Origin of the sequence: Streptomyces abikoensis, assembly GCF_014648775.1 — a bacterium.
GTDB classification, from domain to species: domain Bacteria; phylum Actinomycetota; class Actinomycetes; order Streptomycetales; family Streptomycetaceae; genus Streptomyces; species Streptomyces abikoensis.
On sequence record NZ_BMRT01000001.1, the window covers coordinates 1,555,657 to 1,581,743 of the forward strand.

26 protein-coding genes are annotated in these 26,087 nt (G+C 72.4%); 13 read left to right on the top strand and 13 right to left on the bottom strand.

Annotated elements, in window-relative coordinates; all coding sequences use genetic code 11:
* Positions 1–219 precede the first annotated feature (219 nt).
* Positions 220–1,422 (top strand): trypsin-like serine peptidase, encoded by a 1,203-nt coding sequence (locus tag IE096_RS06740; RefSeq protein WP_189449323.1) that lies wholly within the window; start codon positions 220–222, stop codon positions 1,420–1,422.
* A 73-nt stretch (positions 1,423–1,495) separates the two neighbouring features.
* On the opposite strand, the gene hflX is transcribed toward IE096_RS06740, so the two are convergent.
* From hflX to miaA, 6 genes are all read right to left on the bottom strand, one after another.
* Entirely contained in the window at positions 1,496–2,998 is a 1,503-nt protein-coding gene (gene hflX / locus IE096_RS06745) for a GTPase HflX (protein ID WP_189449326.1), read from the bottom strand.
* A 141-nt stretch (positions 2,999–3,139) separates the two neighbouring features.
* The gene (locus IE096_RS06750; protein WP_189449328.1) at positions 3,140–4,624 is read right to left on the bottom strand and encodes a M1 family metallopeptidase; all 1,485 of its coding nucleotides are present in this window, start codon (positions 4,622–4,624) and stop codon (positions 3,140–3,142) included.
* A gap of 136 nt (positions 4,625–4,760) precedes the next feature.
* Positions 4,761–6,899, bottom strand: coding sequence for a RelA/SpoT family protein (locus IE096_RS06755; RefSeq protein WP_189449330.1), 2,139 nt, complete (start codon positions 6,897–6,899; stop codon positions 4,761–4,763).
* Between the two features lie 202 nt (positions 6,900–7,101).
* Entirely contained in the window at positions 7,102–7,989 is an 888-nt protein-coding gene (gene dapF / locus IE096_RS06760) for a diaminopimelate epimerase (protein ID WP_189449332.1), read from the bottom strand.
* Between the two features lie 53 nt (positions 7,990–8,042).
* On the bottom strand, positions 8,043–8,519 hold the full coding sequence (locus IE096_RS06765; protein WP_189449711.1) for a hypothetical protein: 477 nt from the start codon (positions 8,517–8,519) through the stop codon (positions 8,043–8,045).
* A gap of 107 nt (positions 8,520–8,626) precedes the next feature.
* Complete coding sequence (miaA, locus tag IE096_RS06770) at positions 8,627–9,565, bottom strand: tRNA (adenosine(37)-N6)-dimethylallyltransferase MiaA (RefSeq protein ID WP_189449333.1); 939 nt, start codon at positions 9,563–9,565, stop codon at positions 8,627–8,629.
* Positions 9,566–9,748: 183 nt separating this feature from the next.
* Between miaA and IE096_RS06775 the strand changes: the two genes are divergently transcribed.
* Together IE096_RS06775 and IE096_RS06780 are read left to right on the top strand one after the other, a co-directional pair.
* Positions 9,749–10,000 (top strand): hypothetical protein, encoded by a 252-nt coding sequence (locus tag IE096_RS06775; RefSeq protein ID WP_189449335.1) that lies wholly within the window; start codon positions 9,749–9,751, stop codon positions 9,998–10,000.
* 30 nt (positions 10,001–10,030) lie between these two features.
* Positions 10,031–10,288: an antitoxin gene (locus tag IE096_RS06780; RefSeq protein ID WP_126916406.1), complete on the top strand. Its 258-nt coding sequence runs from the start codon at positions 10,031–10,033 to the stop codon at positions 10,286–10,288.
* 85 nt (positions 10,289–10,373) lie between these two features.
* Here IE096_RS06780 and IE096_RS06785 read toward each other — a convergent pair whose 3' ends face one another.
* Entirely contained in the window at positions 10,374–11,084 is a 711-nt protein-coding gene (locus tag IE096_RS06785; protein ID WP_189449337.1) for a class III extradiol dioxygenase subunit B-like domain-containing protein, read from the bottom strand.
* 136 nt (positions 11,085–11,220) lie between these two features.
* Positions 11,221–12,717, bottom strand: a complete 1,497-nt coding sequence (miaB, locus tag IE096_RS06790) for a tRNA (N6-isopentenyl adenosine(37)-C2)-methylthiotransferase MiaB (RefSeq protein ID WP_189449339.1) — start codon at positions 12,715–12,717, stop codon at positions 11,221–11,223.
* Between the two features lie 142 nt (positions 12,718–12,859).
* Between miaB and IE096_RS06795 the strand changes: the two genes are divergently transcribed.
* A complete protein-coding gene (locus IE096_RS06795; RefSeq protein ID WP_189449340.1) occupies positions 12,860–13,858 on the top strand; it encodes a TAXI family TRAP transporter solute-binding subunit in 999 nt (332 codons plus the stop codon).
* 28 nt (positions 13,859–13,886) lie between these two features.
* Here the strand turns inward: IE096_RS06795 and IE096_RS06800 are convergent, their stop codons facing one another.
* Entirely contained in the window at positions 13,887–15,293 is a 1,407-nt protein-coding gene (locus tag IE096_RS06800) for a sensor histidine kinase (protein ID WP_189449341.1), read from the bottom strand.
* Between the two features lie 12 nt (positions 15,294–15,305).
* Complete coding sequence (locus IE096_RS06805) at positions 15,306–16,016, bottom strand: response regulator transcription factor (RefSeq protein ID WP_189449343.1); 711 nt, start codon at positions 16,014–16,016, stop codon at positions 15,306–15,308.
* Between the two features lie 255 nt (positions 16,017–16,271).
* On the opposite strand from IE096_RS06805, the gene IE096_RS06810 reads away from it, so the two are divergent.
* The 8 genes from IE096_RS06810 to IE096_RS06840 all read left to right on the top strand — a co-directional run bounded on the left by IE096_RS06810 (position 16,272) and on the right by IE096_RS06840 (position 22,817).
* Positions 16,272–17,048, top strand: a complete 777-nt coding sequence (locus tag IE096_RS06810) for an amino acid ABC transporter ATP-binding protein (protein ID WP_189449345.1) — start codon at positions 16,272–16,274, stop codon at positions 17,046–17,048.
* 89 nt (positions 17,049–17,137) lie between these two features.
* Complete coding sequence (locus tag IE096_RS06815; protein WP_189449347.1) at positions 17,138–18,061, top strand: glutamate ABC transporter substrate-binding protein; 924 nt, start codon at positions 17,138–17,140, stop codon at positions 18,059–18,061.
* A gap of 48 nt (positions 18,062–18,109) precedes the next feature.
* Positions 18,110–18,760 carry an amino acid ABC transporter permease gene (locus IE096_RS06820; RefSeq protein ID WP_189449349.1) on the top strand — a complete coding sequence of 217 codons (651 nt, stop codon included), beginning with the start codon at positions 18,110–18,112 and terminating at the stop codon, positions 18,758–18,760.
* Positions 18,757–19,656 (top strand): amino acid ABC transporter permease, encoded by a 900-nt coding sequence (locus IE096_RS06825; RefSeq protein ID WP_189449351.1) that lies wholly within the window; start codon positions 18,757–18,759, stop codon positions 19,654–19,656. The genes IE096_RS06820 and IE096_RS06825 overlap by 4 nt, the downstream gene beginning before the upstream one ends.
* Positions 19,657–19,877: 221 nt before the next feature.
* The gene (locus IE096_RS06830) at positions 19,878–21,641 is read left to right on the top strand and encodes an FAD-dependent monooxygenase (protein ID WP_189449353.1); all 1,764 of its coding nucleotides are present in this window, start codon (positions 19,878–19,880) and stop codon (positions 21,639–21,641) included.
* Positions 21,642–21,673: 32 nt separating this feature from the next.
* Positions 21,674–21,760, top strand: coding sequence for a putative leader peptide (locus tag IE096_RS32080; RefSeq protein WP_358631730.1), 87 nt, complete (start codon positions 21,674–21,676; stop codon positions 21,758–21,760).
* Positions 21,761–21,836: 76 nt separating this feature from the next.
* Complete coding sequence (locus IE096_RS06835) at positions 21,837–22,385, top strand: cupin domain-containing protein (RefSeq protein ID WP_189449355.1); 549 nt, start codon at positions 21,837–21,839, stop codon at positions 22,383–22,385.
* Positions 22,386–22,415: 30 nt separating this feature from the next.
* Positions 22,416–22,817 carry a rhodanese-like domain-containing protein gene (locus IE096_RS06840; protein WP_189449357.1) on the top strand — a complete coding sequence of 134 codons (402 nt, stop codon included), beginning with the start codon at positions 22,416–22,418 and terminating at the stop codon, positions 22,815–22,817.
* On the opposite strand, the gene recX is transcribed toward IE096_RS06840, so the two are convergent.
* The 3 genes from recX to IE096_RS06855 all read right to left on the bottom strand — a co-directional run bounded on the left by recX (position 22,799) and on the right by IE096_RS06855 (position 24,987).
* The gene (gene recX, locus IE096_RS06845) at positions 22,799–23,383 is read right to left on the bottom strand and encodes a recombination regulator RecX (RefSeq protein WP_229820002.1); all 585 of its coding nucleotides are present in this window, start codon (positions 23,381–23,383) and stop codon (positions 22,799–22,801) included. The genes IE096_RS06840 and recX overlap by 19 nt on opposite strands.
* A gap of 44 nt (positions 23,384–23,427) precedes the next feature.
* Entirely contained in the window at positions 23,428–24,552 is a 1,125-nt protein-coding gene (recA, locus tag IE096_RS06850) for a recombinase RecA (protein WP_189449361.1), read from the bottom strand.
* A 240-nt stretch (positions 24,553–24,792) separates the two neighbouring features.
* Positions 24,793–24,987: a DUF3046 domain-containing protein gene (locus tag IE096_RS06855; protein ID WP_086566421.1), complete on the bottom strand. Its 195-nt coding sequence runs from the start codon at positions 24,985–24,987 to the stop codon at positions 24,793–24,795.
* 80 nt (positions 24,988–25,067) lie between these two features.
* Between IE096_RS06855 and IE096_RS06860 the strand changes: the two genes are divergently transcribed.
* Positions 25,068–25,988: a hypothetical protein gene (locus IE096_RS06860; RefSeq protein WP_189449363.1), complete on the top strand. Its 921-nt coding sequence runs from the start codon at positions 25,068–25,070 to the stop codon at positions 25,986–25,988.
* Positions 25,989–26,087: the final 99 nt, after the last annotated feature.

Here is a 26,087-nt window from a genome sequence, read left to right on the forward strand (position 1 = left end):
CCCGTACGTACCAACGACGCCGCGAGCTGCGGATCACGGTCGGATCGCAAGATCCTTCGTTCCGGAACCGAGGACCCGCCCGTGTCCGTCTCCCTCGGCACCGGCATAGTGGGGGCCCCGCCCCTCGCCGGGACGGGGCATGACAAGTTCACGCCATGCCCGCGCATATAGCGGACATGAACCACCCGATACGCACAGATCACAGGGGGAGCCCACTCCATGCCATCGACAAGGCGGCCAGTCCTGGCCGCGGCCGCCCTCACCGCCGCCCTGGCGCTGACGGCCACCGCGTGCGGCCCGTCCGACGACAAGGCCGCGGGCGACACCAAGCCCAGCGCGGCCGCGAGCCAGAAGGGCGACGACTTCCCCAGCCTGCCCAAGGGCATTCCCGCCCAGGACCTGGAGAAGTGGAAGAAGAAGTGGCAGGACGGCGCCTGGAAGAACTGGGACAAGGACCAGTGGCTGCGTGAGGCCCGCGACTTCGTCAACCCCATCATCAAGGGCCACTGGAAGCCCGACACGATGAAGGACGCCCACTCCAGCGACAAGACGCTGGCCACCCAGGGCGCCCCCGGCACCGTGCCGGGTGGCGGGGCGAGCGACCAGGGCGTCACGGACCCGGAGCCGCGCCCGGTCACCGCCAAGGCCGTCGGTCTGCCGTACCACAACAACGCCGCCCCCGTGGGCAAGGTCTTCTTCGACAGCCCCGAGGGCCACATGGTCTGCTCGGGCACGGTCGTCAAGGACCCGGCGCACCCGGGCAAGTCCAACCTGGTGTGGACCGCCGGCCACTGCGTGCACGCCGGCCAGAAGGGCGGCTGGTACCGGAACATCGCCTTCGTGCCGTCCTACAACGACAAGGGCCTCCCGGGCGCGCAGGTCAACAGCGCTCCGGTGCAGGACGTCGCCCCGTACGGCCTGTGGTGGGCGGACTGGGCGCAGACGTCGACGCAGTGGATCACGCAGGGCGCCGAGACCGGTGGCGCGGGTGCTCCGTACGACTTCTCCGTGCTCCATGTGAAGTCCGAGAACGGCACCGGGAAGTCCCTGGAGGAGACGGTCGGCAACGCCCTCACCGTCGACTTCAGCACCCCGCAGGTGAAGTCCATCAGCAGCATGGGGGCCTGGGGCTACCCGGCCGCGCCGCCCTTCGACGGGCAGAAGATGTACGACTGCGTGGACAGGCCGGGCCGCCTGACCATCGAGTCGTCGCAGCCCACGATGTACCGCATCGGCTGCACGATGACGGGCGGTTCGTCGGGTGGCGGCTGGTTCGCCAACGGTCCGGACGGCAAGCCGGTGCTGATCTCCAACACGTCGATCGGCCCGGCCAACAGCACCTGGCTGGCGGGGCCGCGCCTGGGCCCGGAGGCCAAGGGCGTCTACGACGCGCTGAGCCAGAAGTTCGCCAACAAGCAGTAGCGAGCAGGAGCGAGCGGCAACGAGCGAAGGCCCGCCCCGACCGATGTCGGGGCGGGCCTTCGTGTCGGCGGGGTCAGTGCCGGGCGGCCGGTACGAACCGCTGGAGCTCGGCGGCGAGCTCCTCGTGGACCCGGGCCTTGATCAGGGTGCCCTCCGGGGTGTGCTCCTCGGAGATCACCTCGCCGTCCTTGTGCACCCGGGCGATCAGCGAGCCATGGGTGTACGGCACGAGCGCCTCGATCTCCACGGCGGGGCGCGGCAGCTCGGAGTCGATCAGTGCCAGCAGCTCCGCGATGCCCTCGCCGGTCCGCGCCGACACCGCGATCGAGTGCTTCTCGATGCGGAGCAGCCGCTGGAGGACCAGCGGATCGGCGGCGTCCGCCTTGTTGATCACGACGATCTCGGGCACGTCGACCGCGCCGACGTCCCGGATCACCTCGCGCACGGCGGCAAGCTGCTCGTCCGGCGCCGGGTGCGAGCCGTCGACCACGTGGAGGATCAGGTCGGAGTCGCCGACCTCCTCCATCGTGGAGCGGAACGCCTCGACGAGGTGGTGCGGCAGGTGCCGGACGAAGCCGACGGTGTCGGCGAGGGTGTAGATCCGGCCCGAGGGCGTCTCGGCCCGGCGGACGGTCGGGTCCAGGGTGGCGAACAGGGAGTTCTCCACCAGTACGCCCGCGCCGGTGAGACGGTTGAGCAGCGAGGACTTGCCGGCGTTGGTGTAGCCCGCGATGGCCACCGACGGGATCTTGTTCCGTCGGCGCTCCTGGCGCTTGACGTCACGGCCGGTCTTCATCTCCGCGATCTCCCGGCGCATCTTCGCCATCTTCTCGCGGATCCGTCGCCGGTCCGTCTCGATCTTGGTCTCACCGGGGCCACGGGTGGCCATGCCGCCGCCGGAGGAGCCGGAGCCACCACCACCCATCTGCCGGGACAGCGACTGGCCCCAGCCGCGCAGCCTGGGCAGCATGTACTGCATCTGGGCCAGCGAGACCTGGGCCTTGCCCTCGCGGGACTTGGCGTGCTGGGCGAAGATGTCGAGGATCAGGGCCGTGCGGTCGACGACCTTGACCTTGACGACGTCCTCGAGGTGGATGAGCTGGCCGGGGCTGAGCTCACCGTCGCAGACGACGGTGTCGGCGCCGGTCTCCAGGACGATGTCCCGGAGCTCCTGGGCCTTGCCCGAGCCGATGTAGGTGGCCGGGTCCGGCTTGTCGCGGCGCTGGATGACGCCGTCGAGGACCTGCGCGCCGGCCGTCTCGGCGAGGGCGGCGAGCTCCGCGAGGGAGTTCTCGGCGTCCTGGACCGTGCCGGACGTCCAGACGCCGACCAGCACGACGCGCTCCAGGCGCAGCTGCCGGTACTCGACCTCGGTGACGTCCTCGAGCTCCGTGGAGAGCCCGGCGACACGGCGGAGCGCGGCGCGCTCGGAGCGGTCGTACTGCTCGCCGTCGCGCTCCCCGTCGATCTCGTGGCTCCAGGCGACGTCCTCTTCCATCAGGGCGTCGGCCCGAAGGCTCTCCGGGAGGCTCTGCCGGTCCTGCCGGTCCTGGGGAAGGGAAGAAGAGGAGGTCATTTGATCCTTTGCTTGATTGACGACTGTGCGGAGCCCTCGTGGCGAGGGCTCACGGCATCGACAACGTCCGGCGCCCTCCGGAGATTCCCGGGGGCGGCCGCCTCGCCGACCCGTCGATGTTCCCATGCCGCCGCCGGGGCGTCACGCGGGTTTCGGCGGGGTCGTCTTCCAGTCGGGGTGCCCGGGCATGGGCGGGGTCGTCCGTCCGTACAGCCACGGCTGGAGGAACCGGGCCTGGTCCTGGCCGGAGACCTCGGAGGCGAGGGCGACGAAGTCGGCGGTGGTGGCGGTGGAGTCGTGGTAGCGGCGCACCCACTCGCGCTCCAGGCGGTCGAAGGCCGCCGTGCCGATCCGCTGGCGGAGGGCGTAGAGCACCAGGGCGCTGCCGTCGTAGCAGACGGGCCGGAAGATGCTGATCTTCTTGCCGGGCACGGGCCCCTTGATCGCCGCCGGGGGGCCTCCGTCGGCGCGCATCTGGTCGGAGAGCTGATAGGCGACGCGCATCCGGTCCACCAGTTTCCGGCCCTTGCGCTCCTCCGCGTAGAGCGATTCGTACCAGGTGGCGTGGCCTTCGTTGAGCCAGAGGTCGGACCAGACGCGGGGGCTCACGCTGTCGCCGAACCACTGGTGGGCGAGCTCGTGAACCATGATCGACTCCACGTACCAGTCGGGGAAGCCGGCCTTGGTGAACACGTCGCGCTCGAAGAGGGAGAGGGTCTGCGTCTCCAGCTCGAAGCCGGTCGAGGCGTCGGCGATGAGCACGCCGTAGGTCTCGAAGGGGTAGTTCCCGACCCGCTTCTCCATCCACGCGATCTGGTCCGGCGTCTTGGCGGTCCAGCTCTCCAGGGCCTTCTGGTCGGCGGCCGGCACCACGTCCCGCAGCTTCAGCCCGCGCGGGCCGCCGCGCTGGGGCACGGTGGAGCGGCCGATGGCGACCTGCGCGAGTTCGGTGGCCATGGGGTGGAGGGTGCGGTAGGTCCAGGTGGTGTTCGCCCCCTCGGTGGTCTGCCCGGCGGGCAGCCCGTTGGCGACCACGGTCAGCTCCTTCGGGGCGGTCACGCGGAAGGTGAACAGCGCCTTGTCGGAAGGGTGGTCGTTGCCGGGGAAGACCCGGTGCGCGGCGTCGGCCTGGTTGGCCATGACGAGGCCGTCGCTGGTCGGCACCCAGCCGCCCTCGCCCTCGCCGCGCGGATCGCTGGTGTGATGGACGGTGACGGTGAACGAGCTGCCGGAGGGCACCGGCTCGGTGGGGGTGACGGCCACGTCCTCGCCGGCGGGGGTGAACTGGGCGGGCGCGCCGTTGACCTCCACCGAGGCGATCGTGCCGTGGGTGAAGTCCATGTTGAAGTCGTCCAGCCGCGCGGTGGACCGCGCGACGAACCGGGTCACGGCGTCCAGCGGCTGGTTGTTGGCGTGATAGACGAGCGAGATGTCGTAGGCCGCGATGTCGTAGCCGGGGTTGCCCAGGTGGGGGAAGAGCCGGTCGCCGATCCCCCGGGCCTCGGGGGTCGGCGGCGCGGCGGCGCCCAGGACCAGGACCGCCGCGGCCGCGAGGAGGGCGGCCCGGCGGCGCGGGAAGCGCCGGCGCTGCGGGGAACGCTCCCCGGGGGCGGGTGAGTGCGACATGCTCCACCGCTACCAGCGCGCGCCCGCACGCCGGTGGCGGCGCGGCGTCGGCCCACCCTTACGAGCGTCTTGGATGCTGGTACGAGTGTCGTATCGGACGACCGATGGGCATGCTTCCCGGCCGGCGGAAGCGCGGCTACAGCGGGGCCGTCAGCGCCCGGCCCGCCCGCTCGACGTCATAGACCCCCGGGACCCGGCGCATCGCCCGCATCAGCTCCGGCAGCCGGCCCGGGTCGGCCAGCTGGAGGGTGTAGGTGTGCCGCACGCGCTGCTCGTACGGCGGCTCGACGGCGGCCGAGATGACGGCGACCCCTTCGGCCGCGATGGCCTCGGTCAGGTCGGCGAGCAGATGCGGTCTGCTGAACGACTCCGCCCGCAGGGTCACGCGGTAGTCCCCGCCGCCCGCCTCGTCCGGGCTGCGCCAGCGCACCTCCACCGGCTGCCGGCCCGAGGTGACCATCCGGTCGACCACGGGGCAGGGCGCGCGGTGCACCGTCACCGTGCCGCCGCGCACCGCGAAGCCGGTGACCTCGTCGGGTGGGACGGGAGTGCAACAGCCCGCCAGCCGGACGCTCACGGCCGCCCGCTCGCCCTCGCCCGCCGCTCCGGTGACGACGGCGACCGGGCCGCGCGCGGGGGAGGCGGCCCGGGGAGCGGACCGGGGCGGGCCGGGGGCGGGCGGTGCGGCGGGCGGACCGTCGGCGGCCGGTTCGGGCGCCGGGTGGGCGGCCAGCCAGCGGTCGATGGCGATCCGGGCCGCCGGCGTCCGCGCGTGCTCGCGCCACTCGGGCGAGGGACCGGAGGCGCTGTCCGGGGACATCAGCAGATGGAGGGTGTCGCCGTCGCGCAGCACGGTGCCGAGGGCGGCCAGCCTGCCGTTGACCCGGGCGCCGATGCAGTGGTGCGCCCCGTCTCCGTACTGGGCGTAGGCCGCGTCGACGCAGCTGGAGCCCGCCGGGAGGCCGATGGTGCCGCCGTCGGCCCGGAAGACCGTGACCTCGCGGTCCTGGGCGAGCTCGTCGCGCAGGGACGTCCAGAAGGTGTCCGGGTCGGGGGTGGCGCGCTGCCATTCCAGGAGGCGGGAGAGCCAGCCGGGGCGGGTGGGGTCGACGCGCTCGCCGTCCGGCGCGTCGGGGGCGTCGGGGGCCGCGTAGGGGTTGCCGAGGGCGACGACGCCGGCCTCGGCGACCCGGTGCATCCGGTGGGTGCGGATGAGGACTTCGGCCGCCTGGCCGTCCTCGCCGGCGACGGCCGTGTGCAGCGACTGGTAGAGGTTGAACTTGGGGGCGGCGATGAAGTCCTTGAACTCGGAGATGAACGGGGTGAAGCAGGTGTGCAGCTCGCCGAGGACCCCGTAGCAGTCCGCGTCCTCGGCGACCAGGACGAGCAGTCTGCCCAGGTCGGAACCGGTGAGCTCGCCGCGCTTGATCCGCACTCGGTGCACGGAGACGAAATGGCGGCGGCGTACGAGGACTTCGGCGTTGATGTCGGCCTCGCGCAGGACGGCGCGCACCCGTGCGGCGGTGGCCTCCAGGGGGTCGGGGCGGCCCGCGTGGGCGAGGACGAGGTCGCGGGTGCGGGCGTATTCGTCGGGGTGGAGGATGGCGAAGACCAGGTCCTCCAGCTCGGTCTTCAGGGCCTGCACGCCCAGTCGCTCGGCGAGCGGGATCAGCACGTCGCGGGTGACCTTGGCGATGCGCGCCTGTTTCTCGGGGCGCATGACGCCGAGGGTGCGCATGTTGTGGAGGCGGTCGGCGAGCTTGATGGACATGACCCGGACGTCGTTGCCGGTGGCCACGAGCATCTTGCGGAAGGTCTCGGGCTCGGCGGCTGCGCCGTAGTCGACCTTCTCCAGCTTGGTGACGCCGTCGACGAGGAAGCGCACTTCCTCGCCGAACGCCTCCCCCACCTGATCGAGGGTCACCTCGGTGTCCTCGACCGTGTCGTGGAGGAGGGACGCGGTCAAGGTGGTGGTCTCGGCGCCCAGTTCGGCCAGGATCAGGGTGACGGCGAGGGGATGGGTGATGTAGGGCTCGCCGCTCTTGCGCGTCTGACCGCGGTGGGAGGACTCGGCGAGGACGTAGGCCCGGCGGAGGATGTCCAGGTCGGCGCCGGGGTGGTGGGCGCGGTGGACCTTGGCCACGTGGTCGATGGCGTCGGGGAGCCGGCCGCGGGCGCCGGAGCCGCTGAGCGCCGCGCGTCCCAGCCGTCTCAGGTCGATGCGGCGGCCGCGCCTGCGGCCGGGAGCACCGGTGTTCGTGACCTCTGCGCCCATGGGCACCTCCGGCAGCGTCGACCGGCGGTCGGCTCACGCCTCCAGGCCGGTGCTTGATGCTACCGAGCCCATCACGCACCGCTCACCCGCTCTCGCCCAGAGTGAAACGGATCACCCATTCGAGGGAGCCGAGGCATGACACGGGCCCCACGGCGAACAGTGGCGTGCCCGCCCGGGCGTCCTCCAGGGACGGCGAAGGGCGTCAGACCGTGACGGCGAAGCGGGAGGCGTCGAAGACGCCCTCCGCGACGATCACGGCGGGACCGGTCATCTCGACGGTGCCGTCCGGGGTCTCACTGATCACCAGGCGTCCGCCGGGGACGTCCACGGTGTAGGTGACGGGGTGGCCCAGGACGGCCGGGTCGGCGCCGTCGCGGCGGGCGGTCGCGACCATCACGGCGCAGGCGCCGGTGCCACACGAGCGCGTCTCGCCCGAGCCCCGCTCGTGGACCCGCATGGCGACGTGGCGGGGACCGCGGTCGACGACGAACTCCACGTTGACGCCGTCCGGGTAGGTGGCGGCGGGGGCGACGGCGGGCGCGGTGTACAGGTTCCCGGCGTCGGCGAGGTCGTCGACGAAGGAGACGGCGTGGGGGTTGCCCATGTTGACGTTGCGCGCGGGCCAGTCGCGCTCACCGACGGTGACGGTGACCTCGCCCTCGGGGAGCTCGGCCCGGCCCATGGCGACGGTGATCCCGCCGGGCTCGCCGTCGGGGCCCGGCTTGGCGATGTGGGCGTGCCGGACGCCGGCGCGCGTGGCGATCGCGAGATCGCCCGCCTCGACGAGGCCCGCCTCCTGGAGGTAGCGCGCGAACACCCGGACGCCGTTGCCGCACATCTCGGCGACGCTGCCGTCGCTGTTGCGGTAGTCCATGAACCACTCGGCCTCGTCGGCCATCGCCCGCGCCTCGGGGTGCGCGGCGGAGCGCACGACACGGAGCACGCCGTCGGCGCCTATGCCCGCACGCCGGTCGCACAGGAGCGCGACCGCGGTCGGGGACAGCTCCAGGCGCCCGTCGTGGTCGGGAATGATCACGAAGTCGTTCTCGGTGCCGTGACCCTTGAGGAAGGCGATCTGCGCGGTGCTCACGCTTCGATGGTACGGGGCCTCGCCCGGGGGCCCTCCGCCGGTCCCCGCGCCGGTCAGCGCAGGCGCGCCACGCGCAGCACGGCGAGGAGGACCACCACGGCGACGACGGCCGTGTAGGCGGCCACGTACCGCCAGTCCGGGCGCCGCCCGGAGCCGCGCGGCGGCAGGCCCGGCCAGGTGTAACCCACGCGACGGGCCGCCATCACGCCCCAGCCGGCGGCGCAGCAGCTGATGAGCAGGCCGAGGACGGCGACGAGGGGTCCGCCGTCGCCGAACTCGAAGGCGAGCGGGAAGGCGAACATCAGCGAGCCGACGGCGGCGAGCACGACGATGGGCGCGAGCTGCCACAGCCTCAGCCTGCGCGGCGGGCGCAGCTCGCGGAACGACTCGGGCGCCGACGCGTCCGCCGTCGTCCCCTCGGTGTCGTCGGGGCCGTCCGGGGTGAGCACGTCCGGCTCTCCTCCGGCCACCGCCGGGAGGTCGCCCCAGGGCTGCGGCTGATGCGGTCTGTCACGAGGGCCGGCCTCCATCGCCACGCGCCCTCCCAACTCGGACTCCACGGCTCGATCGAAGCTTGATGATGGCACGTCGGACGCGCTCCCCATGGCGTGCGGAGCGTCCCGATGCCATCACGTGATCAGGCTGTAATAGCCCGTTCGACCAACGCCAGCGCTCGCTCGGGAAGTTCCGCCCGTCGCTCGGCGGCGCCGCTCAGCCAGTGGACGCGGGAATCGCGCCGGAACCACGAGTCCTGCCGGCGCGCGAAGCGCTTGGTGGCGCGGACGGTCTCGGTACGGGCCTCGTCCTCGGTGCACTCCCCCGCCAGGAAGGCGAGCACCTGCTGATAGCCGAGGGCACGTGAGGCCGTGCGCCCCTCGCGCAGGCCCTCGCGCTCCAGGGCGCGCACCTCGTCGACGAGCCCGGCCTCCCACATCCGGTCCACCCGGACGGTGATCCGTTCGTCCAGTTCGGGGCGCTCGACGTCCACGCCGATCTGCAGGGCGTCGTAGACGGGCTCCTCCCCGGGCAGGTTCGCCGTGAAGGGCCGGCCGGTGAGCTCGATGACCTCCAGGGCGCGCACGATGCGGCGGCCGTTGCCGGGGAGGATCGCGCGGGCGGCGGCCGGGTCGGCGGCGGCCAGCCGGGAGTGGAGGGCGCCGGGGCCGAGCTCCTCGAGTTCGGCCTCCAGCCGGGCCCGGACGGCCGGGTCGGTGCCGGGGAAGTCCATGGCGTCGATGGTGCCCTTGACGTAGAGCCCGGAGCCCCCGACGAGGATCGGCGTGCGTCCCTCGGCTAGCAGCCGGTCGATGTGGGCCCGGGCCAGTCGCTGGTACTCGGCGACGCTGGCGGCCTCGGTGACGTCCCAGATGTCGAGCAGGTGGTGCGGCACGCCCTGCCGCTCCTCCATGGTCAGTTTGGCCGTGCCGATGTCCATGCCGCGGTAGAGCTGCATGGAGTCGGCGTTGACGACCTCGCCGCCCAGGTGCTGGGCGAGGGCGACGCCGAGATCGGACTTGCCTGCCGCCGTGGGACCGACGACGGCGATGACCCGGGGTGCGGGAGCTGCGTTTCTCACCGCTTCAGTCTCCCAAACCTCCGGAGCACCCCACGAACGAGCGACGTGACGCGACGCGGGTGGCTTCGTTGCCTGTTGCGAGGTTCCGAGAGCCGGTTCGCGGACCGGCGTGCGTGAGCGGCGCCATGGGACGCCCCTGACGACGCGGGATTTCGCTCACACCAGTAAGGTAATGGAGTAGATATGGGCGTGTTTGCAAGGCTTCTCGGCAGGTCGTCGTCGAAGTCCTCGGCGTCAACGGAAGAGGCCGCGGCTGCCACTCCGACGGCGGAATCCACCGACGCCGCCGGGACGGCCGAGGCGCAGCCGGAGGCGGCGGCCGAGACCGAGGCCGAGGAGGCCGCGGAGGAGGCGGCCGAAGGGGTGGAGATCCCTAAGCAGCAGTCGGCGGAGAAGGCGGCCGACAGCGAGGCCGGTGAAGGCGCCCGCAAGTAGTTCGGCGAGGAAAGACGAGGGGCGGTCACCATGGGCCTGCTGGACAATCTCAAGGCCAAGCTCGGCCCGTTGAAGGACAAGGCCGGCGATCTCGCGCAGCAGCACGGGGACAAGATCGAGCAGGGACTCGAGAAGGCCGCCAAGGTGGTCGACGAGAAGACCAAGGGCAAGTACAGCAGCCAGATCCAGACCGGCACGGGCAAGGCCAAGGACGCCCTGGGCCGCCTGGCCGAGCAGGACGGCAAGTCCGGGGGCCCGGCCGGCGGGAAGGGCCCCGGGGCCTCCTGACCCTCGTCATCACCTTGAGTCGGCGACGGCCGTGGAGCACGCTCCACGGCCGTCGCCGTGTACACGGCTCACGACCGGCGGCGGGTCACGACCAGGCGGCCACGAGGTAGCCCACGCCGTAGGGGGCCTCGTCGTACAGCAGGGCCCCGCTCAGTCCGGCGCCCTCCGCCGCGCCCGCCAGGACCTGCCAGGGGGCGCGTCCGGCCGCCTGGAGCTCGCGGGCGAGCCCGGGGTCCAGGGCGGCCAGGGCGGCCGTGTCGGCGGCTCCCAGGGCCCGTGCGGCCTCCGCGTCGAAGGGCTCGGCCCGCTCGTCCAGGTATCCCGGCGCCTTGACCGTGCGGCAGGCGCTGCCGTCGCCCATCACCAGGAGTGCGGTCCGCTGGGGCGTGGCGGCCAGTTCCCGGCCGGTCGCCAGGCACCGCTCGCTCTCCAGCGCCGCCCCGACGCCCAGGCCCTCCACCGGCGCGGCGGCCCACTTCGTGCGCTCCAGCAGCCAGGCGGCGACGGCCAGGGACTGCGGGAGGGCGCGCTCACCGGCGGGGTCCCCCGCGCCGAGCCGCACGTCGAGGTCCACTCCCAGGCCGCGGAAGGACCCGGGGGAGCCCGGCGGGTAGGTGCCGTCACCGGCGTGCGGGGCGGGGCCCACGACGACGAGCCGGTCGGGCCGGGCGGCCGCCAGCACGGCCACCGCGTCCAGGCAGGCGGCCCGCAGGCCGTCCAGCTCGGACGCGGCCCCGGTGGCCACGTCGGGGACCAGCAGGGGCGGGCAGGGGCATACGGCGGCGGCGACGAGCATGGCGGCACCCTAGCAATTCGCGATCAACGCTCGTCGGGCTTCCCCGGACCGTCGTGCGGCCGTTTCCCCGCCGGTTCCCGCAGGCCACCTGTGACCTGCGGGAACCCGTCACGTCCCGCTGTGCCGCCGTGCCCGCTCAGTCGCAGCCGCAGCCGGGGCCCGCCGCGGGCGCCGGCGTCGGCGCGGGGGCGCCGATGCGCGGGATGCCCAGCATCACGCCCTGGGGCTTCTCCGCCGGAGCGGCGTTGCGCTTCTCCCACGCGTCGCCCGCGGGCGTGCGGCGGACGGCCTTCGCGGGGCCCTCGGCCAGCAGGTGGTGCGGGGCGGCGTAGGTGATCTCGACGGTGACCACGTCGCCGGGGCGCACGTCCTCGTCGGGCTTGGTGAAGTGGACCAGGCGGTTGTCGGGGGCGCGGCCGGAGAGGCGCCGGGTGGCGTCGTCCTTGCGGCCTTCGCCCTCGGCGACCATGACCTCCAGGACCCGGCCGACCTGCTTCTTGTTCTCCTCCCAGGAGATCTCCTCCTGGAGGGCGACCAGACGCTCGTAGCGCGCCTGCACGACCTCCTTGGGGATCTGCCCGTCCATGGTCGCCGCCGGGGTGCCGGGGCGCTTGGAGTACTGGAAGGTGAAGGCGTTGGCGAAGCGGGCCTCGCGGACGACGTGCATGGTCTGCTCGAAGTCCTCCTCGGTCTCGCCGGGGAAGCCCACGATGATGTCGGTGGAGATGGCGGCGTCCGGCATGGCGGCGCGCACCTTCTCGATGATGCCCAGGAAGCGCTCCTGGCGGTACGAGCGGCGCATCGCCTTGAGGACCGTGTCCGAGCCGGACTGCAGCGGCATGTGGAGCTGGTGCATCACGTTCGGCGTCTCGGCCATCGCGGCGATCACGTCGTCGGTGAAGTCGCGCGGGTGGGGCGAGGTGAAGCGGACGCGCTCCAGGCCCTCGATCTGGCCACAGGCGCGCAGCAGCTTGGAGAACGCCTCGCGGTCGCCCATGTCGGAGCCGTAGGCGTTGACGTTCTGGCCGAGGAGGGTGATCTCGCTGACGCCCTCGGCGACGAGCGCCTCGACCTCGGCGAGGATGTCGCCCGGGCGGCGGTCCTTCTCCTTGCCGCGCAGCGCGGGGACGATGCAGAAGGTGCAGGTGTTGTTGCAGCCGACGGAGATGGAGACCCAGGCCGCGTAGGCGCTCTCACGGCGCGTCGGCAGCGTGGAGGGGAACGCCTCCAGCGACTCGGCGATCTCGACCTGCGCGTCCTCCTGGACGCGGGCGCGCTCCAGCAGCACCGGCAGCTTGCCGATGTTGTGGGTGCCGAAGACGACATCGACCCAGGGGGCCCGCTTGACGATCGTGTCGCGGTCCTTCTGGGCGAGGCAGCCGCCGACGGCGATCTGCATGCCGGGCCGCTTCGTCTTCATCGGTGCCAGGCGGCCGAGATTGCCGTACAGCTTGTTGTCGGCGTTCTCCCGCACCGCGCAGGTGTTGAAGACGACGACGTCGGCGTCGCCCTCGGCGGTGCCTTCGGGCGCGCGGACATAGCCCGCTTCCTCCAGGAGGCCGGACAGCCGCTCGGAGTCATGGACGTTCATCTGGCACCCGTAGGTGCGCACCTCGTATGTCTTCGCACTCATCTCAATCGACCAGGGTACGTGGTCCCTCGGACAGCGTGCCCCCACGTTTCCCCGGCACCCGCGCCCCGTCCCGTGATCTCCGCCCCGAGCCGCCGCCCGCCGAGGCCTGGTCGACGCGGCGGCGGGCTGGCAGGATCCGAGCGTGCTTCCCCGATTCGCGCGCCCCGGCGGGCGCCGTGCCGCGCGGGCGGGCGCGGTGGCGGCCGCCGTGCTCGCCCTGCTGCTGTGGTCGCTGTGGCCGCCCGACCGGGGCCCGGATCCGGTCGGGGAGATCACGGTCGCGACGGGGGTGCCGACCGGGGTGTACGAGAAGTACGGCGACGTCCTCAAGGAGGACCTGGGCCAGGACCTGCCGGCCCTGAAGGTACGGCTGCGGCACAGTCAGGGCTCCCTCGACAACCTGCGGCAGCTCGCGAGAGGCGAGGCCGACTTCACGTTCGCCACGGCCGACGCGGTGGCCACCTACCGGGACCGCAAGCAGCCGGGTGCCGGACGGTTGCGGGCGTGCGCGCGGCTCTACGACGACTACATGCAGCTGGTCGTGCGCAAGGACTCCCCCGTGAGGTCCACCCGGGATCTCGCGGGGCTGCGGGTGGGGGTGGGGGCGGACGGGTCGGGGGTGCAGCTGATCGCCCGGCGGCTGCTCCAGGCCGCCCGTGTCGACTTCGAAAAGGACATCACGCCGGTGCGGGTGGGCATCGACCGGATGCCGGGGCTGCTGGAGAAGGGCGAGCTCGACGCGTTCTTCTGGTCCGGCGGGCTGTCCACCAACGCCGTCAAGGTCCTGGGAGAGCGGCTGCCGATAAGGCTCGTCCAGCTCGGGGACCTCATCGAGCCCCTCCACCGGATGGGGCGGCAGACGCGCTACTACCGGTCGGCGATGATGCCGACGGACGCCTATCCCGAGCTGAACGCCCCCGGCGTCGTCCAGACGATCGCGATCGCGAACCTCCTGGTCACCAGGGACGACATCGACGCGGATCTCGCCGAGAGCGTCACCCGCACGGTGATCAAGAGCCGTGACCACATCGGCAGCAAGGTGAACGCCGCGCAGAAAGTGGACCTCCGCACGGCCATCTTCACCGACCCCCTGGAGCTCCACGCCGGGGCGCGCCGCTATTACCTGTCGGCCAAGCCCTGAACCTGTTTCCGGTCGCGACGCCGTCGGCTCAGCCGCCGTGGCGCGGTACGGCGATCGTCACGCGCAGTCCGGTCGGCCTGTTCGGCTCGTACGAGAGCGTGGCGCCGCCGGCGGCGAGCAGGGCGCGGGAGATGGACAGCCCGAGGCCGGAACCGGAGACGTTCTGGTGGCGGCTGCTGCGCCAGAAGCGATCGCCGATGCGGGCGAGCTCCTCCTCGGTGAGGCCCGGGCCGCCGTCGGCCACGGTGATGTCGACCCGGTCGCCGGAGACGGCGACGGTGACCTCGACACGGGCGTTCTCGGGCGTGAACTTGAGCGCGTTGTCCACGACCGCGTCGAGCGCGCTGGAGAGGGCGACCGGGTCGGCCCAGCCGGTCGCCGCGGACGGTCCCCGGTAGGTGAGGGCGATCTTCTCCCGGTCGGCGACCGGCGACCAGGCGCCCACCCGGTCGGTGACTATCTCGGCGATGTCGGTGAGCCGGCCGTCGCCGGAGGCGTGCTCGGCCAGGGCGAGGTCCAGCAGGTCGTCCAGGACGCGGGCCAGTCGCTTGCCCTCGGCGCGCACCGAGCCGACCTCCGCGTGGCCCTCGGGCAGATCGAGAGCCAGCAGATCGATGCGCAGCAGCAGCGCGGAGAGCGGATTGCGCAGCTGGTGCGAGGCGTCGGCGACGAAGGCGCGCTGCTGTTCCAGGACGTCCTCGACGTTGTCGGCCATCTCGTTGAAGGAGCGCGCCAGTCTGCGCAGTTCCGGGGGGCCGCTGTCGGCGACGACCCGGGACTTCATCCGGCCGGTGGCGATGTCGTGGGCGGCGACGTCGAGGGTCCGTACGGGCTTGAGCACCCATCCGGTCAGCCGGAACGCCGCCGCGACCGCCACCAGCATCGCCGCCGTCTCACCGGCCGCGATCAGCAGCCAGTCGCGCAGGATGAGGGAGCGCAGCCGGCCGGTGGGCGAGTCCGTGACCACGACGGCGACGACGTCGCTGTCGCGGATGACGGGCGAGGCGACGGTGAGCCGGTCGTGGCGCCAGGGCCAGATCTGTCCGGGATCGCGGCTGCGGCGCCCGGCCAGCGCGTCCTGGAAGGCCGCCCAGCTCTCGCCGCGCCGGGGCAGGACCCAGCCCGTGGGGGCGACCGTCAGGGGCTTTCCCTCGCGGGAGAAGACGCCGGCGCGGATGCCGTAGAGCTTCTCGTAGCGGGCGAGTTCGTGCTGGAGGCTGAGCTGCCGATCGCCGCTGTCGCCGCCTTCGGGCGGCTCGGGGGTGCGGTAGCCGACGAACTGGGCGAGGGCGGCGAAGCGGGCGGTGTCGTCGATGCGGTCGACGACGACCCGCTGCTGGCGCACGGCGGCCATGCCGGCGGCCAGCGGGAGGCCGAGGGTCATCAGGATGCCCGCCATCAGCACGATGAGCAGGGGGAGGAGTCGGGCGCGCACGGGTTGCCGCGGCTACCGGACCGGAACGACGATCTTGTACCCGACGCCCCGTACGGTCTCGATGAGGGCGGGCATCCGCAATTTGGCGCGCAGCGAGGCGATGTGCACTTCCAGGGTGCGTCCGGTTCCTTCCCAGCTGGTGCGCCACACCTCGCTGATGATCTGCTCCCTGCGGAAGACCACCCCGGGGCGCTGGGCGAGCAGGGCCAGCAGGTCGAACTCCTTGCGGGTGAGGGCGACGGCCGAGCCGTCCACGCAGACACGGCGGTTGGGGAGCTCGATGGTCAGGTCGCCCAGGCTGAGGACGTGCGCGTCGCCCTCGGGGGCGCGCGACCGGCCCGGCGCGCTCTCCTGGTGCGGGATGCGCCGGGCGACGGCGTGGATGCGGGCGAGCAGTTCACCGGTGTCGTAGGGCTTGACCACGTAGTCGTCGGCGCCGAGGTTCAGGCCGTGGATCTTCGAGCGGGTGTCGGCCCGGGCGGTCACCATGATGACGGGCGTGGTGGTGCGCTTGCGGATCCTGCCGCAGACCTCGAAGCCGTCCTGGTCGGGCAGTCCGAGGTCGAGCAGGACGACGCCGAAGGGCGACCGGTCGCCCGGCAGCAGGGCCTGGAGGGCCTCCTCACCGCTCCTCGCGTGCGTGACGTCGAAGCCGTGCCGGCCGAGGACGGCCGACAGGGCCGCGGCGACGTGGTCGTCGTCCTCCACGAGCAGCAGTCTCATCGGCCCCCTCCGCGCGGTCGGTGCGGTATCACCGCATCCACGCCGATGCGCTCCCGGTACGTCAAGGGGTTCTGCCCGCGCGAGGGCATCCGTTATCCAGCCGGTACCACGGAGCGAGGCGTTCCGGCGATCTGACGCTGCGTGTCCGGTTGAGTCCGGATCGTTATGCTCAATTTCAGCTCAGATGTAATGACGTTGGTCTTCGCCGCTCATTAGGGTCCTCCCCAACCGAGGAGGACGGAGCGAGGAGCGCCGATGAACGAGATATCGGTGACCAAGGACGTGGCGCCCGCCGCGGACGCCCTGGTCGTCCTGGACAAGGTCAACAAGCACTTCGGCGCGCTGCACGTGCTCCAGGACATCGACTTGACCATCGCGCGCGGCGAAGTGGTGGTCGTCATCGGGCCGTCGGGATCGGGCAAGTCGACCCTGTGCCGCACGATCAACCGGCTGGAGACCACGGACTCCGGTTCCATCACCATCGACGGGAAGCCGCTGCCCCAGGAGGGCAGGGAGCTGGCGCGGCTGCGCGCCGACGTGGGCATGGTCTTCCAGTCGTTCAATCTCTTCGCCCACAAGACCGTGCTGGAGAACGTGACGCTGGGGCAGGTGAAGGTCCGCAGGAAGGACCGGAAGGCGGCCGAGGCCACGGCCCGTTCCCTGCTCGACCGGGTGGGCGTGGGCGCCCAGGCGGAGAAGTACCCCGCACAGCTCTCCGGTGGCCAGCAGCAGCGTGTGGCGATCGCCCGGGCGCTGGCCATGGACCCGAAGGTGATGCTCTTCGACGAGCCGACCTCGGCCCTGGACCCGGAGATGATCAACGAGGTGCTGGAGGTCATGCAGCAGCTCGCCCGGGACGGCATGACCATGGTCGTCGTCACCCACGAGATGGGCTTCGCCCGCTCCGCCGCGAACCGCGTCGTCTTCATGGCGGACGGCCGCATCGTCGAGGAGGCGCGGCCGGACCAGTTCTTCAGCAACCCGCGCAGCGACCGGGCCAAGGACTTCCTGTCGAAGATCCTCCACCACTGAGCGCCCCTCTCCGCGACGCCCCTTCCCCACCGCTCTCCCCCGCCGCTTCACCGCCACCCGAGGTCCCGCAGACGCAAAGGATGTCCTCCATGAAGCTCCGCAACACCGCAGCGGCGGCCGCCGTCGTCATCGCGCTGGCCGCCTCCGCCACCGCCTGCGGCAAGTCGGGCAGCCCCGACGACAAGAGCGACAAGTCCAGCGGCGGCGCCTCCGCGGCCGCCGAGCTGCCGAAGTACCAGGTGAACTCCGCCGCGGACGTCAAGGGCTCGTCGGTCTTCGAGAAGATCAAGGGCAAGACGATCACCATCGGCACCAAGGCGGACCAGCCCGGTCTCGGCTTCGAGAACCCCGGCACCAAGAAGCGCTCCGGCTTCGACGTGGAGATCGCCCGGATGATCGCGGCCGATCTCGGTTTCGACGAGGAGCACATCAAGTTCGTGACGGTCCCCTCCGAGGCGCGGGAGACGCAGATCGCCAGCGGCGGCGTCGACCTGTACGTGGGCACGTACACGATCAACGACGAGCGCAAGAAGCAGGTCGGCTTCGCCGGCCCGTACTACGTCGCCGGGCAGGACCTGCTGGTGAAGGCCGACAGCTCGATCAAGGGCCCGGACGACCTCAAGGGCAAGAAGGTCTGCTCGGTGACCGGCTCCACCCCGCTGAAGCGGATCAAGGAGGCCAAGTACGGCGTGGCCGAGGCCAAGGCGCAGCAGGGCTACCAGCTGTGCGTCCAGGAGCTGGTCAACGGTTCGGTCGACGCGGTCACCACGGACGACTCGATCCTCAAGGGTTACGCGGCCGAGAACAAGGGCGCGCTGAAGGTCGTCGGCAACCCCTTCTCCAAGGAGCCCTACGGCGTCGGCCTCAAGAAGGACGACACGGCGCTGCGCGAGGCGGTCAACAAGGCCATCGAGGCGCACGAGAAGAACGGCGACTGGAAGAAGGCCTACGACGCCACGCTGGGCCGTTCGGGCGTCCCCGCCTCCACCCCGCCCGCGGTCGAGCGCTACTGACCGGCGAGTGGTGCCGGACGACCGCCTCGCGATACCCGGAGAAGTGACGTGAACGTTCTGTCGGACAACTTCGCGATGTTCCGCGAAGGTTTCATCGGCACCGTGGAACTAACGGTGCTCAGCGCGCTGCTCGCCCTGGTGCTGGGCACCCTCGTCGCGGCGTTCCGCGTCTCTCCGGTGCCCGCGCTGCGCGCCTTCGGCACCGCGTGGGTGACGCTGCTGCGCAACACCCCGCTGGTGTTGCTGTTCCTCGCCGTCACGCTGGGGCTGCCGGCGCTGGGGCTGAAGGGCTGGGACTCCTTCTGGCTCGCCGTGCTCGCCCTGGGCTGCTACACCTCGGCTTTCATCTGTGAGGCCCTCCGGTCGGGGATCAACACCGTGCCGGTGGGCCAGGCGGAGGCCGCCCGGTCGATCGGGATGACCTTCGGGCAGACGCTGGTCCAGATAGTGCTGCCGCAGGCCGCCCGCACCTCGATACCGCCCATCGGCAGCCTGCTGATCGCCCTGGCCAAGAACACGGCCATCGCCTCGGGCTTCAACGTCACCGAGCTCGGATCGGTGCAGAAGACCCTCAACGCCGCGTCGGGCTACAACATTTACGTGATCTTCCTTTGGATCGCGATCTGCTACATCATCATCACCTTCACCATCAGCGGCCTGTTCCGGCTGCTGGAGAACCGACTGGCGGTGGCCCGATGAGCGGCAGCGTCCTCTACGACGTCCCCGGCCCCCGGGGCCGGGCCCGCAACCGCCTCTACGGCGTCCTGTCCACCCTCGCGATCGCCGGTCTGATCGGCTTCGTGATCTACCGGCTGGACGCCACCGGGCAGTTCCAGGCCGGGCTGTGGGACGACTACGAGTACACCGAGACCCAGCAGCGGATCGTCGACGGCCTGCTGACCACCCTCAAGACCTTCGCGATCGCGGCCGTCCTCTCGCTGGTGCTGGGCACGGTGCTGGCCACCGCGCGGCTCTCCGACCACCGGCCGGTGCGCTGGGCGGCCACGGCGGTGGTGGAGTTCTTCCGGGCCATGCCGCTGCTCATCATGATCTTCCTGCTGTACGCGGCGGTGTTCACCTCCGACCCGATGTGGGCCCTGGTGATCGGGCTGACGCTGTACAACGGTTCGGTCCAGGCGGAGATCTTCCGCTCCGGGATCAACGCCGTGCCCCGGGGGCAGAGCGAGGCGGCGTACGCGATCGGGCTGCGCAAGACGCAGGTGATGACGGCCGTGCTGGTGCCGCAGGCCGTGCGCTCGATGCTGCCGTCGATCATCAGCCAGCTCGTGGTGACCCTCAAGGACACCTCGCTGGGCTTCATCATCCTCTACGAGGAACTGCTGTTCGTCGGCAAGGCCTTCGCCCAGCAGACCCCGCCCGTGAACGGCGTCTACGCCTTCATCCCGATGGTCATCGTCTTCGGCTCGATCTACATCCTGCTGTGCCTGGCGCTGTCCTCCGTCGCCACATGGGTCGAACGGCGCACACAGCGCTCCCGTAAGGGGAAGCCGCCGGCCCTGCCGGCCGCCGGCATCGTGCCGGGCGCCGAGCCCACGGCGGGCGCCTCCGGCGCGGACGGCACCGGAACCGCCTGAACGGACGGTGGTTGACGCCCCGTCGGTCGCACCGGACCGGCGGGGCGCACGCCTTCGGCGCGCCGTGACGGCGGCTCTGATCACTTGACGCACGCACCGGCAATGGGTTGCATACGTTCTGTGATCGCGCACCGTTTTCCCCCTGCCAGTCCCCGTACGTCCCGTACGCGCCACGCGTACGGCGAGGTCACCGTCCGTTCCGGGGGCGAGGGGGCCGCGCCGTGGACCCGGTGATCGTCGTCGGGGCCGGGCCCGTCGGGCTCACCCTGGCCCTGGCCCTGGCCCGGTACGAGGTGCCCGTCACCGTCCTGGACGAGTCGCCCGGCGAGGCCGGTACGCCACGGGAGCGCCGCCTGGCCCGTACGGCCGTGCTGCGGCCGGAGACCGCCGCGCTGCTGGAGCGGCTGGGGTGCGTCACCTCGGAGGGCACCCGCTGGTCGGGCTGGCGCACGCTGCGGCGCCGGACGGAAGTGGCACGGATCCCGTTCGCACCGCCCGGCGACGCCGGAAAGGCCGCGGAACCCGCCGAGTTCGAGGACGCGTTCGAGGCGGGTGGGGCCGTCGAGGAGCGCCCGGGTGACGAGCCGCGCGCCGACCCGGCAGCAGAACCGTCTCCCCTGCATCTGCCCCAGCACGCCCTCGCGCGCGAACTGCGGGCGGCGCTCGCCGGCGAGGCGGACGTGCGGATCGTCCACGACAGCCGCGTGGCCCTCCTCGAACAGGACTCCTCCGGCGTCACCGCGCACACCCGGGGCGAGGGCGGCGGCGACAACGACACGGTCTGGCGGGGCAGTTATCTGATCGGCTGCGACGGCGCCCGCTCCGTCGTCCGCAAACTGCTCGGGGCCCGCTTCCCCGGGCGTACGGCCGTGGAACGGTACGCGGTCGCCGCGCTCCGCGCCGAGCTGCCCTGGCCGGGCGAGGCCGTGCTGCACCGGTCGCCGCCGCGCGGTGGCGAGGTGACGGCCCGTCCGCTGCCCGACGGGGTGTGGCGGCTCGACTGGCCGCTGCCGCCCGACGGCGGGCTGGTCACCCCCGACGCGCTGCTCGCCCGCGTCGGCGACTCCCTGGCGGCGTGGTGCGGCGAAGCCCCGGCGTACGAGCTGCTGGACACCGGTGTGTACGCCGTGCACCACCGTCTCGCGCGCCGCTGGCGCTGCGGGCGCGCCTTCCTCGCGGGCGACGCCGCGCATCTGCTGGGCGCGCTGGGCACCCAGGGGCTCGACGAAGGGCTGCTGGACGCCGAGAACCTCGCCTGGAAGCTGGCGCTGGCCTGGCACCACGGCGCTTCCGAGGCCCTGCTCGACAGCTATCAGGCCGAGCGCCGGGAGGCCGTCGCCGCCCGGCTGCGCGCCGCCGACCGGATGCTGCCCGCGGTGCGCGGCGAGGGCGGCTGGCGGACGGTGCGGCGCACCCTCGTGCCGGGCGCCGCGCGCTCCCACGACGCGCTGCTGACGGAAGGCCACTTGGGGCGCGGGCTGCTGGGCGCGCCGGCCGTCCACTCCCGTACGCCCCTGCTGCCGGCCGCGCCGCCCGCGAGCTCGGTGCTGGTGGGCACGGCCGTGGGGGCGCTGGTCGACGACGTGCCGGTGACCGCGCCGGACGGTTCGGAGGCGTGGCTGCGCGACCGGCTGGGCGGCGACCTGCTGGTGGTCCTCGTCGCCCCCGGCACGGGGGTGTGGGAGCGCCGCCACTGGGTGGGCGCGGGCCTCATGCCCGCCCTGGCGGCGGCCGTCTCCGCCCTGCCCGTGGCGGCGGAACTGCTCGTCGCCGAGGGGTATCCGGGGGCGGACGCGCACACCGTGCTGGTGGTCCGGCCGGACGGCCGGCTGGTGGCCGCGCTGGCGGGGGTGCGGGCGGCGGAGCTGTACGCGTGCGCGGACGCGGCGCGGGGAGGTGCCGCCGGAGGCTCCGGGGGCGCCGAGGCGCCGCCGGAGGAGTCGACTCCCCAGGAAGCCACCAGTGAGGCTACGGCCAACCGTTGACCGGCCATGGTCGCCATGGTTGACTCCGGAGCGTGACTGACAGCGGCTCGCGTTTCTGGCGGAGGGTCCATCTGGACCTGCTCCGCTACGCGGGCTGTGTCTGTCGTCCGTCCTGCTGATCCGCTCTTCCCTCCGCGCTGCCGGGCGCCCCGTGCGCCGCGCGCGTCCTTCGCGATCACTCAGGACGGTTCGACTGTGCCCGCTTCCGTACGTACGAACGTTTCGCACGCCGCCTCGCCGGACGCCTCCGGGGCGCCCTCCCAGGCGGATCTCCTGGACTTCGCCGGCCGGACGGCCGCCGACGCCCGTCTCGTCGCCTCGCTCCCGCTCGACCCCCATGGGCGGACCTGGATCCGGCTGGAGGGGCCGGGCGGCGGGGAGGCATGGCTCATCGGCTGGCCGCCGGGCAGTGGCACCGGCTGGCACGACCACGGCGGCTCGCACGGCGCGTTCGCCGTGGCCTCCGGCAACCTGACCGAGCAGTCCCTGGCCGCGCGGCTGCCCACCGAGGGGTGGAAGCTGCTGGAACTGGCGGACGGCATCGACCGTGAGCGCCTGCTGGCGGAGGGGGGCGGCCGGGCCTTCGGGCCGCACCACGTCCACCAGGTGCTCAACGCCTCGCGGGAGCGGCACGCCATCTCCGTGCACGCGTACTACCCGCCGCTGCCGATGATGCGCCGGTACAGCCGCAGCGGTCAGGTGCTGCGGCTGGAGGCGGTCGAGTGGGCGCGGGAGTGGGCATGAGGGGCCGGGAGCGGGCATGAGGGAGCGGTCATGAGGGTGGAGGAGTTGCTGGCCGAGGCGCGCGCGCAGCTCGACCGCGTGGGGCCGGCCGAGGCGGCCGCCGTCCGGGCGGACGGCGGCCTGCTGGTGGACATCCGCTACGCGGCGCTGCGGGAGCGCGACGGGACGGTCCCGGGGGCGCTCGTCGTGGAGCGCAACGAGCTGGAGTGGCGGCTCGACCCGGCCTGTGAGCACCGCGCGGCGCGGGCGACGGATCACGGCCTGCGGGTGGTCGTGTTCTGCGACGAGGGGTACGCCTCGTCGTTGGCCGCCGTCTCCCTGCGCCGGCTGGGCCTGTACCGGGCCACCGATCTGGTGGGCGGCTTCCAGGCGTGGCGCGCGGCCGGCCTGCCGGTGACGCCCTGGCGTCCGCCTCAGGCGTCCGGCAGGTAGTGGTCGAGGAGCTCCGGGTCGTCGCCCTCCTCCTCCAGGGCGCGACGCACCACGCGCAGGGCGAGCCCCTCGGAGTAGCCCTTGCGGGCCAGCATCCCGGCGAGGCGGCGCAGCCGCTTCTCCCGGTCCAGGCCCCGGGTCGACCGGAGCTTGCGCTGGACGAGCTCACGGGCCGTGCGCTCCTCCTGCTCCGCGTCGAGCCGCCCCACGGCCTCGTCGACGATCGCCGAGTCGACGCCCTTGGTGCGCAGCTCCCGGGCGAGGGCGCGGCGGGCCAGGCCCCGGCCATGATGGCGGGACTCGACCCAGGCGCCGGCGAACGCGGTGTCGTCGATCAGGCCCACGTCCTCGAACCGGGACAGCACCTCTTCCGCCGCCTCGGCCGGTATGCCGCGCTTGGCCAGGGCGTCGGCGAGCTGTTTGCGGGTGCGCGGGGTTCCGGTGAGCAGGCGCAGGCAGATCGCCCGCGCCTGCTCCTCCGGTGACGGTGGTGCTCCGGCCCCGGCCCTCGACGGGGAAGCGGAGCCACCGCCCGTTCGGTCGTCCGCGCGCGGCTCACGTGGCACGGGCCCGTCGCCGTGCCACGGCTGTGCATCAGACACGGCGCGGCTTAGCTCTTGGCCGCGGCCTTCGCCGCCTTACCGGTGGACTTGGTGGCCGGCGCGGGCACCGACTTGGCCGGCTCACCCGCGGCGGCACCCGCGGCGTCGGCGGCGGGCTCCTCCGCCTGGGCGCCGGGCCGGACGCCCACGCCCAGCTTGTCCTTGATCTTCTTCTCGATCTCGTTGGCGAGGTCGGGGTTGTCCTTGAGGAAGTTACGGGCGTTCTCCTTGCCCTGACCGAGCTGGTCGCCCTCGTAGGTGTACCAGGCACCGGCCTTGCGGATGAAGCCGTGCTCCACACCCATGTCGATCAGGCCGCCCTCGCGGCTGATGCCCTGGCCGTAGAGGATGTCGAACTCGGCCTGCTTGAAGGGCGGCGCGACCTTGTTCTTGACGACCTTGCAACGGGTGCGGTTGCCGACCGCCTCCGTGCCGTCCTTCAGCGTCTCGATGCGGCGGATGTCGATGCGCACCGAGGCGTAGAACTTCAGGGCCCGGCCACCGGTCGTGGTCTCCGGGGAACCGAACATCACGCCGATCTTCTCGCGGAGCTGGTTGATGAAGATCGCGGTGGTCTTGGACTGGTTGAGCGCGCTGGTGATCTTCCGCAGCGCCTGGCTCATCAGCCGGGCCTGGAGACCCACGTGCGAGTCGCCCATCTCGCCCTCGATCTCCGCGCGCGGCACCAGGGCGGCCACGGAGTCGATGACGATCAGGTCGAGCGCGCCGGAGCGGACCAGCATGTCGACGATCTCGAGAGCCTGCTCGCCGTTGTCCGGCTGGGAAAGGATCAGGTTGTCGATGTCGACGCCGAGCTTTCTGGCGTACTCGGGGTCGAGGGCGTGCTCGGCGTCCACGAAGGCGACGGTGCCGCCGGCCCGCTGGGCGTTGGCCACGGCGTGCAACGTCAGGGTCGTCTTACCGGAGGACTCCGGTCCGTAGATCTCCACCACGCGGCCGCGCGGCAGGCCGCCGACACCGAGCGCGACGTCGAGAGCGGTCGACCCGGTGGAGATGACCTCGATGGGCTCATTCGGCCGCTCGCCCAGACGCATGACCGCGCCCTTGCCGAATTGCCGTTCAATCTGCGCGAGCGCGGCGTCGAGCGCCTTCTCGCGGTCGGTTCCTGCCATGGGTTCCACCCGGTTCGCTTGAGTCGATCGCTTCACGTCCACGACGCTAACGCCTGCCACTGACAATGCGCCCGGGCGTCGCTCCGGCCTGTGGATAACTCGCGTCCAGCAGCCCGGGACACCCATGAGAATAGATGTTCGATTTTCGTGTCAAGCGCGCCACCCGGCGCGCCGGAAACCCCGGAATCAGCGCCTCCGCGACGTCTCGGTGACCCTGTGGCGCTCGGCGTACGCGCTCGGTCAGCGGCGGTCCTCGGGGATCTCCAGCGCCCGGCACACCGCGCGCCAGACGTCCTTGGCGTTCCAGCCGGCGTCCAGCGCCTGGTGCACGGTCCTCCCGCCGAGCTCGGACATCACATGATCGCGAGCGAAGGAGTCGGCGTACGCCGCGCCGAAGTAGTCAGCCATTCGCTGCCAGAAGACCGTCAACCGCATGCGCCCAGTATCCCGCCCCTGAGAGTGCAGCCGACCATGAGCCGCTGACCGGCGGCGCTCCGCGCCCTACGGTCTTGTCCATGGCACCGTCCGGAGCATCCGCCACCGCCCGCGCCGAGCGCTTCATCTGGCTGACCGCCCGTGTCCTGGAGCAGCGGAGATTCGCGTTCCACTTCCTGGGTGGGCAGGCCGCCGCCGTCGAGGCCGCCCTCGACGCGTACGCGGGCGACGATGGGGGCTTCGGCCACGCCCTGGAGCCGGATCTGCGCGGCCCCGTGAGCCAGCCGCTGCACACCGCGCACGCCCTGCGCGTGCTCGACGAGATCGGGCGCTGCCGCGACCGGCGGGTGGAGCCCGTGTGCCGCTATCTGACGGCGGTCTCCACCGCCGACGGAGCGCTGCCCGCACTCCACCCCTCGCTGCGCGGCTACCCGGCGGCCCCCTGGATGCCGCTGGTGGACGACCCGCCCAGCGATCTGCTCGCCACCGGCCCCGTGGTCGGCCTGCTGCATCGCAACGCGGTGTGGCACGCCTGGCTGTTCCGGGCCACCGACTTCTGCTGGGCCGCCGTCGACGCCCTCGGCCGGGGGGCGCGCACCCACCCGTACGAGGTCGAGGCGGCGGTCGCCTTCCTCGACGGGGCACCCGACCGCGCCCGGGCCCGGGCCGCGGCCGACCGGCTCGGACGGGCGGTACGGGAGCAGCGGCTGGCCGTGCTGGACCCGGACCGGGCGGCCGACCACCCCCTCCCGGAGGGCTACGCGCCCGGCGAGTACCACTTCCCCCACGACTTCGCGCGCGCGCCCGGCTCGCTGGCCCGCGCCTGGTTCTCCGACGCCGAGATGGCGCGGTCGCTGGACTTCCTCGCCGCATCCCAGCAGGAGGACGGCGGCTGGCCGGTCCGCTGGCGGGCCTGGGCCCCGGGCACGGTCCTCGAGTGCCGGCCCATGGTGACCCTCGACGCCCTGCTGACCCTGCGCGCGTACGGCCGCCCCACCTAGCCCCGCAGCCCGCCCCGGCCCCGCGGCCGGGCTCCGGCCTCGGCCCCGGAACCGCCCCCGAAACCGCCTCTGACCTGCGCTTCCGGGGCATTGTCAGTG

Bases quoted from the DNA above. Each gene is read 5' to 3' on its own strand.
- IE096_RS06740 (WP_189449323.1), top strand. From the start codon at position 220: ATGCCATCGACAAGGCGGCCAGTCCTGGCCGCGGCCGCCCTCACCGCC.
- hflX (WP_189449326.1), bottom strand. From the start codon at position 2,998: ATGACCTCCTCTTCTTCCCTTCCCCAGGACCGGCAGGACCGGCAGAGC.
- IE096_RS06750 (WP_189449328.1), bottom strand. From the start codon at position 4,624: ATGTCGCACTCACCCGCCCCCGGGGAGCGTTCCCCGCAGCGCCGGCGC.
- IE096_RS06755 (WP_189449330.1), bottom strand. From the start codon at position 6,899: ATGGGCGCAGAGGTCACGAACACCGGTGCTCCCGGCCGCAGGCGCGGC.
- IE096_RS06765 (WP_189449711.1), bottom strand. From the start codon at position 8,519: ATGGAGGCCGGCCCTCGTGACAGACCGCATCAGCCGCAGCCCTGGGGC.
- IE096_RS06775 (WP_189449335.1), top strand. From the start codon at position 9,749: ATGGGCGTGTTTGCAAGGCTTCTCGGCAGGTCGTCGTCGAAGTCCTCG.
- IE096_RS06780 (WP_126916406.1), top strand. From the start codon at position 10,031: ATGGGCCTGCTGGACAATCTCAAGGCCAAGCTCGGCCCGTTGAAGGAC.
- IE096_RS06785 (WP_189449337.1), bottom strand. From the start codon at position 11,084: ATGCTCGTCGCCGCCGCCGTATGCCCCTGCCCGCCCCTGCTGGTCCCC.
- miaB (WP_189449339.1), bottom strand. From the start codon at position 12,717: ATGAGTGCGAAGACATACGAGGTGCGCACCTACGGGTGCCAGATGAAC.
- IE096_RS06805 (WP_189449343.1), bottom strand. From the start codon at position 16,016: ATGAGACTGCTGCTCGTGGAGGACGACGACCACGTCGCCGCGGCCCTG.
- IE096_RS06810 (WP_189449345.1), top strand. From the start codon at position 16,272: ATGAACGAGATATCGGTGACCAAGGACGTGGCGCCCGCCGCGGACGCC.
- IE096_RS06815 (WP_189449347.1), top strand. From the start codon at position 17,138: ATGAAGCTCCGCAACACCGCAGCGGCGGCCGCCGTCGTCATCGCGCTG.
- IE096_RS06825 (WP_189449351.1), top strand. From the start codon at position 18,757: ATGAGCGGCAGCGTCCTCTACGACGTCCCCGGCCCCCGGGGCCGGGCC.
- IE096_RS06840 (WP_189449357.1), top strand. From the start codon at position 22,416: ATGAGGGTGGAGGAGTTGCTGGCCGAGGCGCGCGCGCAGCTCGACCGC.
- recA (WP_189449361.1), bottom strand. From the start codon at position 24,552: ATGGCAGGAACCGACCGCGAGAAGGCGCTCGACGCCGCGCTCGCGCAG.
- IE096_RS06855 (WP_086566421.1), bottom strand. From the start codon at position 24,987: ATGCGGTTGACGGTCTTCTGGCAGCGAATGGCTGACTACTTCGGCGCG.
- IE096_RS06860 (WP_189449363.1), top strand. From the start codon at position 25,068: ATGGCACCGTCCGGAGCATCCGCCACCGCCCGCGCCGAGCGCTTCATC.